The sequence below is a fragment of the Frankia sp. EI5c genome (assembly GCF_001636565.1).
In the GTDB taxonomy this organism is placed as follows: Bacteria; Actinomycetota; Actinomycetes; order Frankiales; family Frankiaceae; genus Parafrankia.
The window spans coordinates 219,057-234,059 of record NZ_LRTK01000006.1 but is presented as its reverse complement, the minus strand read 5'-3'; the positions used below and the strand labels follow the sequence as shown (position 1 = coordinate 234,059).

General features: G+C 72.8%; 14 protein-coding genes and 6 pseudogenes. 11 read left to right on the top strand and 9 right to left on the bottom strand.

Annotated elements, in window-relative coordinates:
• Positions 1-619: 619 nt before the first annotated feature.
• From UG55_RS04400 to UG55_RS32365, 3 genes and pseudogenes are all read right to left on the bottom strand, one after another.
• Positions 620-1,930, bottom strand: a 1,311-nt coding sequence (locus UG55_RS04400; protein ID WP_242423723.1) for an MFS transporter, incomplete at its 3' end; no start/stop codon positions are given.
• 214 nt (positions 1,931-2,144) lie between these two features.
• A pseudogene (locus tag UG55_RS32370) lies at positions 2,145-2,445 on the bottom strand (TetR family transcriptional regulator); the annotation flags it as partial.
• A 1-nt stretch (position 2,446) separates the two neighbouring features.
• Positions 2,447-2,777, bottom strand: a 331-nt coding sequence (locus UG55_RS32365) for a TetR family transcriptional regulator (protein WP_396230797.1), incomplete at its 3' end; no start/stop codon positions are given.
• Between the two features lie 345 nt (positions 2,778-3,122).
• Here UG55_RS32365 and UG55_RS04390 point away from each other — a divergent pair.
• The 4 genes and pseudogenes from UG55_RS04390 (at position 3,123) to UG55_RS29045 (ending at position 5,103) form a co-directional block, all read left to right on the top strand.
• Positions 3,123-3,542 (top strand): MazG-like family protein, encoded by a 420-nt coding sequence (locus UG55_RS04390; protein WP_066063181.1) that lies wholly within the window; start codon positions 3,123-3,125, stop codon positions 3,540-3,542.
• Positions 3,543-3,555: 13 nt separating this feature from the next.
• Positions 3,556-4,104, top strand: a complete 549-nt coding sequence (locus UG55_RS04385; RefSeq protein WP_066063178.1) for a PaaI family thioesterase — start codon at positions 3,556-3,558, stop codon at positions 4,102-4,104.
• Between the two features lie 121 nt (positions 4,105-4,225).
• Positions 4,226-4,873 (top strand): annotated as a pseudogene (locus UG55_RS26860) (serine/threonine-protein kinase); the annotation flags it as partial.
• A gap of 77 nt (positions 4,874-4,950) precedes the next feature.
• On the top strand, positions 4,951-5,103 hold the full coding sequence (locus UG55_RS29045; RefSeq protein ID WP_157901485.1) for a hypothetical protein: 153 nt from the start codon (positions 4,951-4,953) through the stop codon (positions 5,101-5,103).
• 97 nt (positions 5,104-5,200) lie between these two features.
• On the opposite strand, the pseudogene UG55_RS32360 reads toward UG55_RS29045, so the two are convergent.
• The 3 pseudogenes from UG55_RS32360 to UG55_RS32350 form a co-directional block, all read right to left on the bottom strand.
• Positions 5,201-5,600, bottom strand: a pseudogene (locus UG55_RS32360) (O-methyltransferase); the annotation flags it as partial.
• A 1-nt stretch (position 5,601) separates the two neighbouring features.
• Positions 5,602-5,705 (bottom strand): annotated as a pseudogene (locus UG55_RS32355) (O-methyltransferase); the annotation flags it as partial.
• Between the two features lies 1 nt (position 5,706).
• Positions 5,707-5,905: pseudogene (locus UG55_RS32350) on the bottom strand (O-methyltransferase); the annotation flags it as partial.
• Positions 5,906-6,092: 187 nt separating this feature from the next.
• Here UG55_RS32350 and hisD point away from each other — a divergent pair.
• The 4 genes from hisD (at position 6,093) to hisH (ending at position 10,232) form a co-directional block, all read left to right on the top strand.
• On the top strand, positions 6,093-7,388 hold the full coding sequence (gene hisD, locus UG55_RS04370; RefSeq protein WP_199865027.1) for a histidinol dehydrogenase: 1,296 nt from the start codon (positions 6,093-6,095) through the stop codon (positions 7,386-7,388).
• Positions 7,385-8,896 (top strand): histidinol-phosphate transaminase, encoded by a 1,512-nt coding sequence (locus tag UG55_RS04365; protein WP_242423721.1) that lies wholly within the window; start codon positions 7,385-7,387, stop codon positions 8,894-8,896. The genes hisD and UG55_RS04365 overlap by 4 nt, the downstream gene beginning before the upstream one ends.
• Before the next feature lie 137 nt (positions 8,897-9,033).
• Positions 9,034-9,621 carry an imidazoleglycerol-phosphate dehydratase HisB gene (gene hisB / locus UG55_RS04360; protein WP_066063167.1) on the top strand — a complete coding sequence of 196 codons (588 nt, stop codon included), beginning with the start codon at positions 9,034-9,036 and terminating at the stop codon, positions 9,619-9,621.
• Positions 9,618-10,232, top strand: a complete 615-nt coding sequence (hisH, locus tag UG55_RS04355) for an imidazole glycerol phosphate synthase subunit HisH (protein WP_066063164.1) — start codon at positions 9,618-9,620, stop codon at positions 10,230-10,232. Before hisB ends, hisH begins: the two co-directional genes overlap by 4 nt.
• 26 nt (positions 10,233-10,258) lie before the next feature.
• Here the strand turns inward: hisH and UG55_RS04350 are convergent, their stop codons facing one another.
• The 3 genes from UG55_RS04350 to UG55_RS04340 are packed head-to-tail and all read right to left on the bottom strand — an operon-like array spanning position 10,259 to position 12,932.
• Positions 10,259-11,314, bottom strand: a complete 1,056-nt coding sequence (locus UG55_RS04350) for an ATP-binding cassette domain-containing protein (RefSeq protein ID WP_083986393.1) — start codon at positions 11,312-11,314, stop codon at positions 10,259-10,261.
• Positions 11,314-12,150, bottom strand: a complete 837-nt coding sequence (locus UG55_RS04345; RefSeq protein ID WP_066063161.1) for an ABC transporter permease — start codon at positions 12,148-12,150, stop codon at positions 11,314-11,316. The genes UG55_RS04350 and UG55_RS04345 overlap by 1 nt, the downstream gene beginning before the upstream one ends.
• Positions 12,147-12,932, bottom strand: a complete 786-nt coding sequence (locus UG55_RS04340; protein ID WP_066063532.1) for an ABC-2 family transporter protein — start codon at positions 12,930-12,932, stop codon at positions 12,147-12,149. Before UG55_RS04340 ends, UG55_RS04345 begins: the two co-directional genes overlap by 4 nt.
• Positions 12,933-13,258: 326 nt before the next feature.
• Between UG55_RS04340 and priA the strand changes: the two genes are divergently transcribed.
• The 3 genes and pseudogenes from priA to hisF all read left to right on the top strand — a co-directional run.
• Positions 13,259-14,029 (top strand): bifunctional 1-(5-phosphoribosyl)-5-((5-phosphoribosylamino)methylideneamino)imidazole-4-carboxamide isomerase/phosphoribosylanthranilate isomerase PriA, encoded by a 771-nt coding sequence (priA, locus tag UG55_RS04335; protein WP_066063159.1) that lies wholly within the window; start codon positions 13,259-13,261, stop codon positions 14,027-14,029.
• Positions 14,026-14,131, top strand: a pseudogene (locus UG55_RS32345) (HisA/HisF-related TIM barrel protein); the annotation flags it as partial. The gene priA and the pseudogene UG55_RS32345, both read left to right, overlap by 4 nt.
• 1 nt (position 14,132) lies before the next feature.
• The coding region (hisF, locus tag UG55_RS04330; protein ID WP_242423720.1) for an imidazole glycerol phosphate synthase subunit HisF at positions 14,133-14,790 on the top strand (658 nt) is incomplete at its 5' end.
• Between the last annotated feature and the right edge of the window lie 213 nt (positions 14,791-15,003).

Here is a 15,003-nt window from a genome sequence, read left to right as displayed (position 1 = left end):
TCTCCAGCTCGCGCTCGACCATCGCCTCGTGCACCCGCTCGTCCTCGCGCGCCCGGCGCGGGCTCCACCGCCCGGTCAGCAGGAAGATGAACGGGAGGAAGATGATCTGACCGGCGACGCAGATCCACCACCAGTTCTGCCACTCGCCCGGGTTGTCCTCCCGCGCCTCCACGACCTCCGCGCCGTGGGCACTCAGAAAGGCGAGGTCGTCCGGCGGGATCGCGGCCTGCGCGCTCTTCAGGATGTCGCCGTACTTCTGCACCAGGGCCAGATCGGCCTTCACCTCGGGTTCGCCGAGCTGGGTGAGCAGCTGGACGGCCGTCGGCTGCGGGACACCCAGCACCGTGACGATGTCGGCGATGGCCGCGCCGACGGCGGTGGGGTCCGGCGGGTCCTTCTGCAGGGCCGCCAAGGTGGCGGGCTGGATGGCCTGCGCGGTCGCGACCTCCTGCGATCGCTCCTGCACCGTCGTGGACACCTCGGCCGCCTCGGCGGGGCTCGCGCCCTGCTGCGCGGCGATCTGGCCGAGTGCCGTGGCGAGTGCGCCGCCGTCCGCGGGGTTGCTGGCCAGGGCGGACGAGGTCCGCGGGTCGATCGCGGAGAGGACGGCGACCTCCCNGGGGTGCGCCGCGACGATGTGCTCGACGCGCGTCCCCTTGTCGACCAGGACGGAGGTCGCGGGGAGCATGAAGGTGAAGAGGATCAGTGCCACGCTGACGACGAGGCGCAGTGTCCAGCCCCAGAGGGCCAGGCCGGTGGCGGTCGCCGCCGGGCTGTGCCGCTCGACGGTCTCGGTGAAGGCGGCCATCCAGGCCACGTAGGCGATGCCGCTGCCCGCCGCGCTCAGCACGAAGTAGAACGCGATCGTGTAGTAGCCGGTGTCGGGATCGGTCGCCGACAGCGCGAAGAGGACGTTCCCCACCACGCTGATGATCATTCCGATGACCATGAACGGTTTGCGCACCCGGAAGTGGTCCGACACCGCGCCGGCGACGACCAGGGCGATCGCGTTCGAGATCCAGTACCAGTTCGCCACCGCGTTCGCGCGTGCCTCGGAGTACCCGTAGACGGTCGCGAAGTAGACGACGGCGAATCCGACGAGGATGTAGTAGAGCAGGAGGAAGGCGCTGATCGCGAAGGCGGAGCCGATGACGTCGAAGCGCAGCACCCGCCGCCACGACTGCCGGGCGTCGGCGTCGGCGTCGATCCCCGCGGCCCGGGCCTCGACCAGGGCCCGGTCGCGCGTGCTGACCATGAGCTGGTCGCGCAGCCCGGGGGAGAGTTCCCGCAGCCCGATCACGGCGATCACGAAGATGACGAGGCCGACCGCACCGCACACGTGGAACTGGAAGCGCCAGTCGGGGTGGGCGTCGAGGGTGTTGCTGGACACGCTGGTCACGGTGAGGCTGCCCAGTACCGGGCCGAGGGTCCAGAAGCCCATGGCCAGGCCTCGGCCGACCTGCGGTGAGAAGTCGCGGACCAGTGCCGGAGTGGCCACCAGCACGATTCCCTCGACGAAGCAGAGCACCGCGTACAGCACGGTGAAGCCGGTCTTGCCCGGTGCGTTCGGCAGGCCCACCAGGGCGATGACCGCCACCGCGAGCACGCCGACCACCACGAGGTTCGCCCGGCCCCAGCGGTCGGCCAGCCCGGCGAAGAGCGACGCGAAGGCGCCGACCGCGTTGCCGATGACGCTGACGAACACGAAGGCGGTGAACGAGAAACGGTAATGCTCGATGATCTGTGTCGCGACCGCGCCCTGGGTGTAGAGCGCGTAGTAGAGGAAGATCGCCACGAAGACCGTGATCGCGAGATAGAGGCTGCGCGGTCCGTTCGCGGGATAGTGCGCGAGCTGGCGCGACCAGAGCCGACTGATGCCCGTGGGAGTCGGCCTCCGGTGACTGGCCGGAGAATCGATCGTCAGGCTCAATTGACTGTCCTCCGCGGTCGTCGGTCCGGGTCGGACGGGACGCACCCTCGGCAGCGACAGGCGGTGCGTTGGCCGGAGGGTGAGTGTGGCGTCCGCCACGGTGACGCACGCTAGGGGACGTCGCGGCAACTAAGCAAGCGATTAGTCAGTCGGGTGCAAGGGTTTGCGCCAGCGGCCTGGTGATCTTGCTTCGAACCCCGCGGCCAGGCGGATTTCAGGGCCCTGGTACGGCCCCGACCATGCGCAGGGAGAGCTCGGCGTACCGGTGACCGATCTGGGCCGGCGTCCAGGAACCGTCCTCCCGGTACCAGCGCCCCACGTCGATGGCGAGCGAGACCAGCGCGGTCGCCGTCATCGCCGGGTCGGGCGCGACGAACACGCCCGCGGCAACCCCGCGCTCGACGATTCCACGGACCACGGCAGAGATCTCCCGCCGGATGGCATGGATCTCGACGAGGTGCTCCGGGCTGAGCGCGGCGATCTCGTAGTTGACCACCCGGGCGGTGGTGTGGTCCNGCGCGTGGGACTCCGCGAACTTCCAGGAGGCGTCACGCAGCTGCTCGACCGGGTCGTCGGAGCTGGCCAGCGCGCTACGCAGGCGCGCCAGCGTCCGCTGGTGCCCGGTCAGGGAGATGAGGTAGAGCAGCTCTTCCTTCGATTTGTGATGGACGTAGAGCGCCGCCGAACTCATACCCGCCGCGGCCGCGATGTCGCGGGTGGTGGTGCCGTGGAATCCCTTCGCCGCGAACGCGCTCAGCGCCGCGGCGAGAAGCCGCGCGCGGGTTGTGTCGGCGCGTGACGCGTCCGTGGTCCGAGCCAAGGCATGTCCGTTCTCGTTCGCGGGCACGACCGGTGCCTGCGCACGGAGCACTGGGGCGGTATGCGGCCGTGGCCGCATCGGGTCGGGGCGGGCCGCCTGATAGACCGCGCTGCGTCGACCGGCGGGCGGCCGGACGCGGTGCGCGGTCCCTGGACCGACTCGCACGTGACGAGGCGGTCTCTCCCTGCTCCTGGTCACAACCTTAGCTCCGCCCGGCTCGGAGGAGGCGGCTTCGGATGTTCGTGATCCGCTCGGACGTCACCGCGCGTTCGCCGCAGTGCCCTCTCGGTGCCTTCGGGGTGCCTTCTCGTGCCTTCGGGGTGCCTTCTCGTGTCCTCGGGGTGTCCTGGCCGGGGCGGTAGTTTCGAGCTGGTGGAAGCCTCACCGAATCCGCCGGCCGCACCGAATCCGCCGGGGTCGCCCGAGCCGGCGCTGCCCGCTGCCGCGATCGCCGCCGCTGTCCGCGCGCTCGATGCCAACGACCGGCGGGTGGGGATCGGCCCGCGGGAAGGGCTGGCGCTGCGGGTGGCCAAGGTGGCCGAGGAGTGCGGGGAGGCGAGCGCGGCGCTGATCGGTCTGCGCGGCCAGAACCCGCGCAAGGGCCGGTCGTCCGAAGAGGAACTGGTGGACGAGCTGCTCGATGTCGCCCTGTCAGCGCTGGTCGCGGCCGCCAGCCTGACCGGGGACTGGGCCGGGCGCTTCACCGCGCACGTGTCGGCCCGGACGGCCCGGCTGACCGCCGCTGTCGATCACGCTGATCGTGATCAGGCCGATTGTCCGCCGGCTCGGTAATAGGCTCCGGAACATGCCACCAATCCAGCCGGAGACCACCGGTGACGGCGCGGAGCAGAATTGGGGCGAGCCGCGCAGGAAAACCATCGCCTGGCACGACCCTGCCGAGACGGCGAAGCTCGGCCTGACCATGTCCGGCCTGGAGTTCCTGCGGGGGATGGCGGCCGGGGTCGTTCCGCCGCCGCCGATCTCCCAGGTGTTCGACTTCCGTCCGGTGTCGGTCGAGGTCGGCGACGTGGTGTTCTCCTGCGAGCCGGACGAGTCCGCGTACAACCCGATCGGCGTCGTCCACGGCGGGGTCGTCTGCACACTGCTCGACACCGTGACGGCCTGTGCGGTGCACACGACCCTCGCCGCGGGAGTGGCCTACACCTCCCTTGAGATCAAGGTGAGTTATGTGCGGCCGGTGCAGGTCGTTCCGGGCCGCGCGAACACGCTGACCGCGCACGGATGGGTTACCCGGCCCGGTCGCCGGGCGGCGTTCGCCGAAGGCGACGTCCGCGATGTCGAGGGTCGTGTGGTGGCCACCGCGAGCAGCACCTGTCTGGTCATGGGGGCGTGACCGGCCCACGGCGGCCTCCGGTCGTTCCCTGACGGATGCCGGCGAAAGTCGGGGCGCTCCGACCGAAACCTCAGTAGTTGGTTTCTGCGAAGTCGGTTACGCACAGCCCCGGAGGGCGACGATGACCAGCTCCCCGTCGGACGCGCGCGACGGCCCGGAACCACCGCCCTGGGAGGCCGTCCTGCTCCCCCGGGAACCGGGGGATCCGCGCGAGATCGGTGGCTACCTCTTACGCGCCCGCATCGGCGCGGGCGGTATGGGCACGGTGTATCTGTCCTACACACCCGGCGGACGTCCCGTGGCGCTCAAGCGGGCGCGCCCCGAATTCGCCGCCGACCGGGAGTTCCGGCGGCGCTTCGCCCGCGAGGTCGCCATCGCCGCCAAGGTGCAGGGAGTATTCACCGCGCCGGTCGTGGACGCGGACGCGGGTGCCGACCCGCCCTGGCTGGCCACGGTCTACGTCGCGGCACCCTCGCTGGCGGTCGCCGTCGCCCGCCACGGCCCGCGGCCCGCCGAGGGCGTGCTGGTGCTCGTAGCCGGTGTGGCCGAGGCGCTGCAGTCCATTCACGGCGCGGGCGTGATACATCGCGACCTCAAACCCGGAAACCTCATTCTGGCCGCGGACGGTCCCCGGGTGATTGACTTCGGAATCTCGCGGGCCGTCGAGGCCACCGCGACCTCGCGAACGCATGCGAAAGCGCTGTTCGGCACACCCGCCTTCATGCCACCCGAGCGGGTGCGCGGTGGCGACCTGGGACCGGCCGGTGAGGGCCGGGAGCAGGCTCGCCAGGTGGGCTGGGCCCCGGCAAGCCGACGGCGCGGGACTGTGTCGAGGCGCTGCGCACGATGCCGGACGACGCGGTCGTCAATCGCGAGGGAATCTGGTTGTGCGTGGTCGCGCGTGAAAGTACGCGGGTGGCGGCGGTGCATGTCGACTCCTACGACGGCAACGCGAGCCAGCTCGCACTCACACTGTGGGACACCCGTTTCCTGGAGTGATCACCCCGGTACCAGGAGTGGAGCGGGCGCGAGACCGGTGCCCCGCCATCGGGCCAGCCGGGGCGCCCCGACTCCGGCCGGGTGGCCCGCGGTCACGTCAGCGGGGCAGCTTGCGGGCGATGGTCAGCCCGTCCGCGACGGGGAGCATGACGACCTGGACCCGCGGGTCGCGGGCGAGCGCCTCGTTGAACCCGCGCACCGCGACGGCGTTGGGGCTGGTGGCCCGCTCGTCCAGCACCTGGCCGGACTGCAGGACGTTGTCCACGACGATCAGTGCGTCGGGCCGCATGCGGGGCAGCAGGAGCTCGAAGTAGGTCGGGTACGACTCCTTGTCGGCGTCGATGAACGCGAGGCCGAAGGTGGGCTCCTCGGGCAGGCTCGCCAGCGTCTCCGCGGCGGGCCCGAGCCGGAGCTCGACCCGGTCGCTCACCCCGGCGCGCTCCCAGTACCTGCGCGCGACGGACGTCCACCGCTCGCTGACGTCGAGGCACAGCAGGNGGCCACCGGGCGGCAGCCCGCGGGCCACGCACAGCGAGGAGTAGCCGGTGAAGGTGCCGATCTCGATGGCCTGGGACGGGGCGAGCGCGGCGGTGAGGATCGTCNGCAGCGAGCCCTGCTCCGCGGGAATCTGCATGACCGACACGTCACCGAGGGCCGCCGTCTCGGCGGCGAGGTCGAGCAGGATGTCGTCGGCCGGGGAACCGTGGGTGACCAGGTACTGGTGCAGCGACGGGGCCAGGAACCCGGACTTGCCGGTGTAGGCCCGCCCGGCGGGGGGCGTGACGTCCGCGCTGGAGCTCACGGGCCAAGGCTATCCGATGTCCCGTCCCCTGGGTTCGGCTCGCGGCCGGCGGAGATCGACACGCGGTGCCGCCATCCTGTCGCCTCTGGTGAAAAGCATGCCGATGGGACTCTTTGCCGTGTCCTGGTGGGTATTCCCGAAGAATTCCACCGCTCGGATCATGGGCCGGGCCGATACTCTCGGAGGCGTGCTCAGAAGGCTCGATCTGCGTTCCGCAACTCCCACCGCCTCGGACGTCCGCCGGTTGTTCCCGCGGGCGGACGTCGACGTCGACGTCGCGATCGAGGCGGTTCGCCCGGTCTGTGACGACGTCCGCGACCGCGGTGACGCCGCCGTCCTGGATGCCGCGGAGCGGTTCGACCGGGTCCGCCCGGCCGCCCTGCGGGTGCCGGCCGACGCCCTCGCGGCCGCGCTGGCGGGGCTTGACCCGGCGGTGCGCGACGCGCTGACCGAGGCGATCCGGCGGGCGCGGCTGGTGCATCGTGCTCAGCTGCGGGAGCCGGTGGCCGTCGAGGTCGCGCCCGGCACCACGGTCACCGAGCGGTGGATCCCGGTGGAGCGGGTCGGGCTGTACGTGCCCGGCGGCCGGGTCGCCTACCCGAGCAGCGTCGTGATGAACGTGGTCCCCGCGCAGGAGGCCGGCGTCGGGTCGCTGGCGGTGGCCTCGCCGCCGCAGGTCGACAACCGCGGGCTGCCGCACCCGGTGGTGCTGGCCGCGTGCGCGCTGCTCGGCGTCGACGAGGTCTACGCCGCCGGCGGCGCACAGGCCGTCGCCATGTTCGCCCACGGCACCGAGAGCTGCCCGCCCGTCGACGTGGTCACCGGCCCCGGGAACGTCTACGTCACCGCGGCGAAGCGCCTGTTGCGCGGAGTGGTCGGGGTCGACGCCGAGGCGGGGCCGACGGAGGTCGCGATCCTCGCCGACAGCTCGGCGCGCGCCGACTTCGTCGCCGCCGACCTCATCGCCCAGGCCGAGCACGATCCGATGGCGGCCTGCCTGCTGGTCACGACCTCGGCGGAGCTGGCGGACGCCGTCGATGTGGAGCTCGACAAGCAGGTCCCCGTCACCCGGCACCGCGACCGGGTGGCCGAGGCGCTGGGCGCGCAGGGCGGGGTGGCGCTCGTCGCGGACATCGACGCCGGGCTGGCCGTCGTGAACGCCTGGGCGGCGGAGCACCTGGAGATCCAGACCGTGGACGCCGCGGGTGTCGCCGCCCGGGTACGCAACGCCGGCGCGGTCTTCGTCGGGCCGTACGCACCCGTCCCGCTCGGTGACTATCTGGCCGGCTCCAACCATGTGCTGCCGACGGGGGGCACGGCACGGCATTCCGGTGGTCTCGCGGTGTCCGCCTTCCAGCGTCAGGTCCATGTCGTCACCTGTGACGCGGACGCACTCGCCGACATCGCTCCCCGCATCGCCGCGCTCGGCGGGGCGGAGGACCTGATCGGGCACGTCGACGCGGTGGAGGTTCGGGCGCGATGACCAACGACATCGACGCGGTGGAGGACGCCGCCGAAGGCGGCGGTACGCCCACGGAAGTGATCAGTGTTCCCATGGAAGTGATCAGCGCCGTCCCGGTCGATCCGGCGACCGCCGCGGATCCGGCCGCTGCTCCGGATCCGGCAGCGGCTCCGGATCCGGCAGCCGTCGCGGCTCCGGCCCCCCTGGGCCCACCGGTGCCGCCGTCGGCGTCGGGCCCCGGCTCCGGTTCCGCCGCCGTTCCCGCCGTTCCCGCCGTTCCCGCCGTCCCCGCCGTTCCCGCCGCCTCCGCCGGTGGCCGGGCCGCGCGCCGCGTCGTCGGGCTGGACGACCTGCCGCTGCGTGACGATCTGCGGGGCCTGTCGCCGTACGGCGCGCCGCAGATCGACGTCCCGGTCCGGCTGAACACGAACGAGAACCCGCACGCGCCGTCGGCCGGGCTCGTCGACGCGCTGGGCAAGGCGGCGACGCTGGCCGCGACCGAGGCCAACCGCTACCCGGACCGCGAGGCCGAGGCGCTGCGCGCCGACCTCGCCTACTACCTGACCCCGGACGCCGGGTTCGGGGTGCACACCGCCCAGGTGTGGGCGGCGAACGGGTCGAACGAGGTCATCCAGCAGTTGTGCCAGGCGTTCGGCGGCCCGGGGCGGCTGGCGGTCGGCTTCGAGCCGTCCTACTCGATGCACCGGCTGATCGCACAGGCCACCGCGACGGGCTGGGCCGGGGAGCAGCGGGCGGCGGACTTCACCCTCGACGCCGAGCGGGTGACCAGCGCGATCCGGCGGCACCGCCCGGCGCTGCTGTTCCTGTGCTCGCCGAACAACCCCACCGCCACCGCGCTGGGCATGGATGTCATCGCCGCCGCCTGCGAGGTCATGGACGAGGTCGGTTCGGGGGTCGTCGTGGTGGACGAGGCCTATGCCGAGTTCCGCCGGGCGGGCGTGCCCAGCGCGCTGACGCTGCTGCCGGAGCAGCCCCGCCTGGTCGTGACCCGGACCATGAGCAAGGCGTTCGCGCTGGCGGGCGCGCGGGTCGGTTACCTCGCCGCGCATCCCGCCGTCGTGGACGCCATGGCGCTCGTCCGCCTGCCGTACCACCTCTCGTCGTTCACCCAGGCGGTGGCGCGCACCGCGCTGGCGCATGCCGACGAGCTGCTCGGCACGGTCGACGCGGTCAAGGCCCAGCGCGACCTGCTCGTGCGATCCCTGCCGGAGCTGGGCTGCGAGGTCGCGCCGAGCGACGCGAACTTCGTGCTGTTCGGGCGGTTCACCGACCAGCGAGCCGTGTGGCAGGGCCTGCTCGACGCCGGTGTGCTCGTCCGGGACCTCGGCCTGGACGGCTGGCTGCGGGTGACGGCGGGGCTGCCCGCCGAGACGGACGCCTTCCTCGGCGCGTTGCGCGCGGTGCTCGCTGCCCGGCCGGCGTTGCTGAACTCCGGGCCGGCTGGTCCGCCGGGGTCCTCGGGTGTACCAGCTCCGAGCGGCGGGCCGCACGATCTGGCTGCCGGCTGAACCGCGCCCACGGCCTCCACACCGCCGACCCCGCCACACCGCCACACCGCCGACCCGCCGCACGGGCCGATCCGCCCGACCCGGCCGCACCGCTGTACGGCCGACACCGAGACGTCCAGAACCCCCAAGGGATACGCATGGCACGCACCGCCCGGATCGAGCGCAAGACCAAGGAGTCGCACGTCCTGATCGAGCTTGACCTCGACGGGACGGGCGCGGCGTCGTCCGAGACCGGCGTCCCCTTCTTCGATCACATGATGGAGCAGCTCGGCAAGCACGGCGGTTTCGACCTGACCGTGCGCACCGAGGGCGACCTGCACATCGACGCGCACCACACCGTCGAGGACACGTCCATCGCCTTCGGCTCGGCGCTGCGGGAGGCGCTCGGCGACAAGGCGGGCATCCGCCGCTTCGGCGACGCCACGGTTCCGCTCGACGAGGCGCTGGTGCAGTCGGCCGTCGACCTTTCCGGCCGGCCCTACTGCGTGCACGTCGAGCCGGAGCTGGTCGGGCTGATCGGCACCTACGACACGACGCTCACCCGCCACGTCTTCGAGTCGATCACCGCCGCGGCGCGGATCGCGCTGCACGTGCGCGTGCTTTCGGGGCGCAACGCGCACCATGTCGTCGAGGCGCAGTTCAAGTCCGTCGCGCGGGCGATGCGGGACGCCGTCGCGCTGGACGCGCGGGTGGCGGGCGTCCCGTCCACGAAGGGCGTGCTGTGAGCGGCGGCCGGCCGAACGTCGTCGTCCTCGACTACGGCTCGGGCAACCTGCGCTCGGCGGAGCGGGCGGTCGCCCGGGTCGGCGCCGAGGTCACCGTGACGGATGATCTTGACGCGGCGCGGGCGGCGGACGGGCTGGTGGTGCCCGGGGTGGGCGCCTACGCGGCCTGCATGGCTGGTCTGGACGCCGTTGGCGGCGGGGCCGTGGTGCACGAGCGGGTCGCGGCGGGGCGCCCGGTACTCGGGATCTGCGTCGGCATGCAGATCCTCTACGAGGTCGGTGACGAGCACGGGGTGCGGACGAAGGGCCTCGGCGTGCTCGCCGGCAGCGTGGACCGGCTGTCGGCGCCGGTGCTGCCGCACATGGGCTGGAACCTGGTCGCCCCGCCGGCCGGTTCGGTGCTGTTCGCGGGGGTCGACGCGGACACGCGTTTCTACTTCGTGCACTCCTACGCCGCCCGGCCGCAGCCGGGCGACACCGTGGCCGAGCACGGCGAGCCGTTCGCCGCCGCGGTCGAGCGGGGTGCGCTGATGGCCACCCAGTTCCACCCGGAGAAGTCCGGGGACGCCGGCGCGCACGTCCTGGAGAACTGGTTGCGCACGCTGAACTGAGCGGCGGCCGTCGGCGCGGAGCATTCTCACCCGCCGGCGGTGACCTCTCCGCCGGTGGTGACGTCTCCGCCGGTGGTGACGTCACCGCCGGCGGGCAGCGGCAGGCGGTCGGTCGTGTACAGGCGCGCGATGATCTGTTCGATCGCCGGTTCACCGACGGTCAGGTCCACCAGGGGATAGCGCGCCGCGATCTCGCTGATCAGTGGCGCGGCGCTCGCTCCGGTCGGGAACTCCAGCCACTGCCGGGCCCCCTCCACCCGCACGACGCGGGCGCCGTCGACGCTCATCTCCGGGAGCGCCTCGGCGAGGTCGACGCGCAGCGTCCGCACGCCGCCGAGGCGGGTCCGCAGCTCCTCCAGATCACCGTCGAAGCCGAGCCGTCCGTGGTCGATGACCATCACCCGGCGGCACAGTTGCTCGACGTCGCTCATGTCATGGGTCGTGAGCAGAACCGTCGTCCCCTGCTCGCGGTTGGTCCGTTCCAGGAAGGACCGGACCGCCGCCTTCGAGACCACGTCGAGCCCGATCGTGGGTTCGTCCAGGTAGACGATCTCGGGGTCGGGCAGGAAGGCCGCGGCGATGCCGCCGCGCATCCGCTGCCCGAGGGAGAGCTGGCGCACCGGCGTGTCGAGGAAGGGCGCCATGGCCAGCAGGTCGATGAACGCGTCGAGGTTCTGGCGGTACCGCCGCGGCGGGATCCGGTAGATCCGGTGGACCAGCTCGAAGCTGTCCCGCAGCGGGAGATCGGGCCACAGCGCCGAGCGCTGGCCGAAGACGACGCCGATGCGCCGGGCGAGCTGCAGCCGCTGTCGGGACGGGTCCAGCCCGGCGACCCGAAGCCGCCCGCCGGAGGGCGTGAGGATGCCGACCAGCATCTTGATGGTGGTGCTCTTCCCCGCTCCGTTGGGACCGAGGTAGCCCACCATCTCCCCGGCGCGCACGGCGAACGACAGGTCCGCGACCGCGTGGATGTCGGATCGTTCGCGCCGCATCCAACCCGTCCGCCGTCGCAGCACGAACGTCCTGCTCACGCCCTGGACATCGATGACGGCGCGGTCACCGGGTACGGCGGACTCGGGCATCAGCCCCCCTCGCTGCGGTAGTGGCGGACGCCCGACCGCCACGCCGCCGCCGCGACGGCGCAGCTGAGCACGGCCATGGCCGGTGACAGGAAGCGGGTGGCTTCCGGCAGGCCGAGCGGGTCGGGCCGGGCGAGGATGAACAGGGCCGGCTGCCAGTTCACGAAGGCGATCGGGAGGACCACCGTCATCAGGAGCGCGGGCCGTCGCCCGAAGACCGTGAGGGGGTACTGCGTGGCCAGCGCCGAGCCCTGGCGGATGGCGGCCACGGCGACACTCGAGTCGGGTGCCACGAACAGCACGGCCGCGACCGCCACCGCGAGACCGAGGGCGATCAGCGTCCCGGAACCGACCATGATCGGCAGCAGCAGGACGCGCACCGGGCTCCAGGACACGTCGAGCGCGGCGAGGCTGACGGCGAGAACGGCGACGGGCTGCACCAGCCGGCCGAGCCGCTGCGGGGAGAAGTCCATCGTGGCCGCCTGCACGAGCACGCTGACGGGGCGGATGAGGACCGGGTCCAGCCGGCCCTCCTTGACGTGCCACCCGAGCAGGTCCAGCGGCCCGACCATCATCTCGGCGAGTGCGAAGGCCAGGGCCGACGTCCCGTAGAGGAACCCGACCTCGGCGAGCGAGAACCCCTTCAGATCGGGCAGGTGGGCGAAGATGATGCTGATGGCGGCCAGATCGATCATCGCCCCCGCCATCTCCACCAGGGTGTACATCAGGAGTGAGACGCGGTACTGGGCCGCGGAGCGGAACGCCGCGTTCACCAGGACCAGGTAGAGGCCGACTTCCTCGCGGAGCAGGCGGAGCCGCTCGCCGGCGCGATGCCTCACCCGCCCTGCACCACGAGGCGACGCAGTCCCGCGTCGGTCAGGGCGCGGCCGGTCAGCAGCAGCGCCGCGGCCCAGAACGCCTGGATGGCGAGCGCGCGGAGCGCCCCGCCCGGGGCGGTGCCGAGGTAGAGATCCATCGGGGTCTGGATGATGGCCCCGAAGGGCAGCAGGCCGGCGATCGTGCCGAGGGCGCCGGGGAAGAGGACGAGCGGCAGCACGGCCCCGGAGAAGAACATCAGGACCAGCGCCGAGACCGCCTGGACGCCGCGCGCGTCGGTCAGCCAGAACGCGCTGAGACCGACGAGGTAACGGATACCGAAGCTCACCAGGAGGGCGAGCCCGAGGCTCACCGCGAACGCCGCGCCCGCGCCCGCGGAGCCGGGGAGCCGCAGGTCGAACAGCAGCGCGCCCACGAGGCCCGCCGGCAGCGCGCGGGTGGCGAGGTAGACCGCCGCCCGGCCGACCTCCAGCCCGAGCCACCAGCGCTGGAAGCCCACCGGCCGGACGAGATCGGTCTCGATGGTGCCGTGACGGATCCGCCACGGCATCTCGATCATGCCGCCGAAGACCGCGAAGGTCGTCACCAGGGACTGCCCGAGCACGGTGAAGGTGACCGCGGCGGTGGCGTCGTAGCCGGCGAGGTCCGGGCGCTGCGCCCAGACCGCGAGGGCGAGGTGCCCCCGCAGCACCGTCAGCACGATGTTCGAGACGATGGATGCCGCGATCGCCGCCCGGTACCGGCACATCCGGCGCGCCGCGGCGGACGTGATCGCGATCCACATCCGCGCGGACGCCAGCGCCCGCTCGGCGGTTCCGGCCCCGGTGGTGCTCCCGGTCCCGGTGGTGCTCCCGGTCCCGGCCCCGGACCCGGCCGTTCGGTCCGGGGGCGGCGTGGCCCCGCCCGGCCGGGGCGCCCGCTGCCCGGCGATCACCAGCACGCCGTCGTCGCCGGGCGGCGACGCGGAGACCGGCGGGGAATCCGCGTGCTCTGGGATCATCACCGCCAACCTAGAACCTCGGTCCGGCGAGCATGGGCGATACATGTCAACCCGTGTGGTCCGTCCAGGTCGGGCCACGCACCGCGAGCCGGGCGCCGTAGGGTGGGCGGGTGACGTTGACGCTGCTACCTGCGGTGGACGTGGCCGACGGCCAGGCCGTCCGCCTGGTCCAGGGCGAGGCCGGGTCCGAGACCTCCTACGGAGACCCCCGTGAGGCGGCGCTGACCTGGCAGCGCGATGGCGCCGAGTGGATCCATCTGGTCGACCTCGACGCGGCGTTCGGCCGCGGGTCCAACCGCGAGCTGATCGCCGAGGTCGTGCGTTCCGTCGACGTCGCCGTGGAGCTCTCCGGGGGCATCCGGGACGACGACTCCCTCGACGCCGCGCTGGCCACCGGGGCCGCCCGGGTGAACATCGGTACCGCGGCGCTGGAGAACCCCGACTGGGTCCGTGCGGCGATCGACCGCGTCGGCGACCGGATCGCGGTGGGCTTGGACGTGCGCGGCACCACACTCGCGGCCCGCGGCTGGACCCGTGAGGGCGGCGAGCTCTACGAGGTGCTGACCCGCCTCGACGCGGACGGCTGCGCCCGCTACGTGCTCACCGACGTCCGCCGGGACGGTACCCTCACCGGCCCCAACGTCGAGCTGCTCCGGGCCGTGACGGCGGTGACGACGCGGCCCGTGGTCGCCAGCGGCGGGGTCTCCAGCCTGGACGACCTGCGCGCGATCGCGGCGGTCCCCGGGGTCGAGGGCGCGATCATCGGGAAGGCGCTCTATGCCGGCGCCTTCACCCTGCCCGAGGCACTCGCCGTGGCGGCCGGGCAGTCCGTCGCCGGGGCCGCCGCGGGGCGGGAGTCCGCGGCGCCGGGCTCGCCGTGAGCGTCGCCGTCCGGGTCATCCCCTGCCTTGACGTCGACGGTGGTCGGGTCGTCAAAGGGGTGAACTTCACCGACCTGCGTGACGCTGGGGACCCGGTGGAAANGGCCCGCCTGTACGACGCCGAGGGCGCGGACGAGCTGACCTTCCTGGACATCACCGCCTCCAGCGGCAACCGGGAGACCACCTACGACATCGTCCGGCGCACTGCCGAGCAGGTGTTCATACCGCTCACCGTCGGCGGTGGGGTGCGGGCGGTCGAGGATGTCGACCGGCTGCTGCGCGCCGGTGCCGACAAGGTCGGCATCAACACCGCCGCCGTGGCCCGGCCGGAACTGGTCCGCGAATGCGCGCTGCGGTTCGGCAACCAGTGCATCGTCCTGTCGGTCGATGCCCGGCGTTCCCGCGAGCCGGGCGGGCCGCTGTTCGAGGTGACCACGCACGGCGGTCGCCGCGGCACCGGCATCGACGCGGTGGCCTGGGCCGCGCGCGCGGCCGAGCTGGGCGCGGGCGAGATCCTGCTGAACTCGATGGACGCCGACGGCACGCAGGACGGCTACGACCTCGAGATGATCAGCCTGGTCCGGGCGGCGGTGGACGTACCGGTGATCGCCAGTGGTGGAGCGGGGCGGCTGGAGCACTTCGCACCCGCCGTCGGTGCCGGCGCCGACGCCGTACTGGCCGCCAGCGTCTTCCACTTCGGCCGGATGCGGATCTCCGAGGTGAAGAAGGAGCTGCGCGACGCCGCCATCCCGGTGCGCTGACCGGGGCCGTCCAGTCCCGTCCCGTCCCGCGACGCGGTGTCGCCTCGCTTCGTCTGCCGCGCCGCACGCGTTGCCGCGCCTGTGCTGTGCGCCTCCGCTGGAGCGTGCCTGCGCCGGTGCACTTGAGCCGCAGCGCAGGCGGGTCGCGGTTCCGCCTCGGCGCGCCCGCGGCCGGTCCGTACGGCTTCCCCGTGGACCCGGGTGGGGAGCACC

Coding starts and splice junctions, on each gene's coding strand:
- UG55_RS04385 (WP_066063178.1), top strand. CDS start 3,556: ATGCCACCAATCCAGCCGGAGACCACCGGTGACGGCGCGGAGCAGAAT.
- UG55_RS29045 (WP_157901485.1), top strand. CDS start 4,951: ATGCCGGACGACGCGGTCGTCAATCGCGAGGGAATCTGGTTGTGCGTG.
- UG55_RS04365 (WP_242423721.1), top strand. CDS start 7,385: ATGACCAACGACATCGACGCGGTGGAGGACGCCGCCGAAGGCGGCGGT.
- hisB (WP_066063167.1), top strand. CDS start 9,034: ATGGCACGCACCGCCCGGATCGAGCGCAAGACCAAGGAGTCGCACGTC.
- UG55_RS04350 (WP_083986393.1), bottom strand. CDS start 11,314: ATGCCCGAGTCCGCCGTACCCGGTGACCGCGCCGTCATCGATGTCCAG.
- UG55_RS04340 (WP_066063532.1), bottom strand. CDS start 12,932: ATGTGGATCGCGATCACGTCCGCCGCGGCGCGCCGGATGTGCCGGTAC.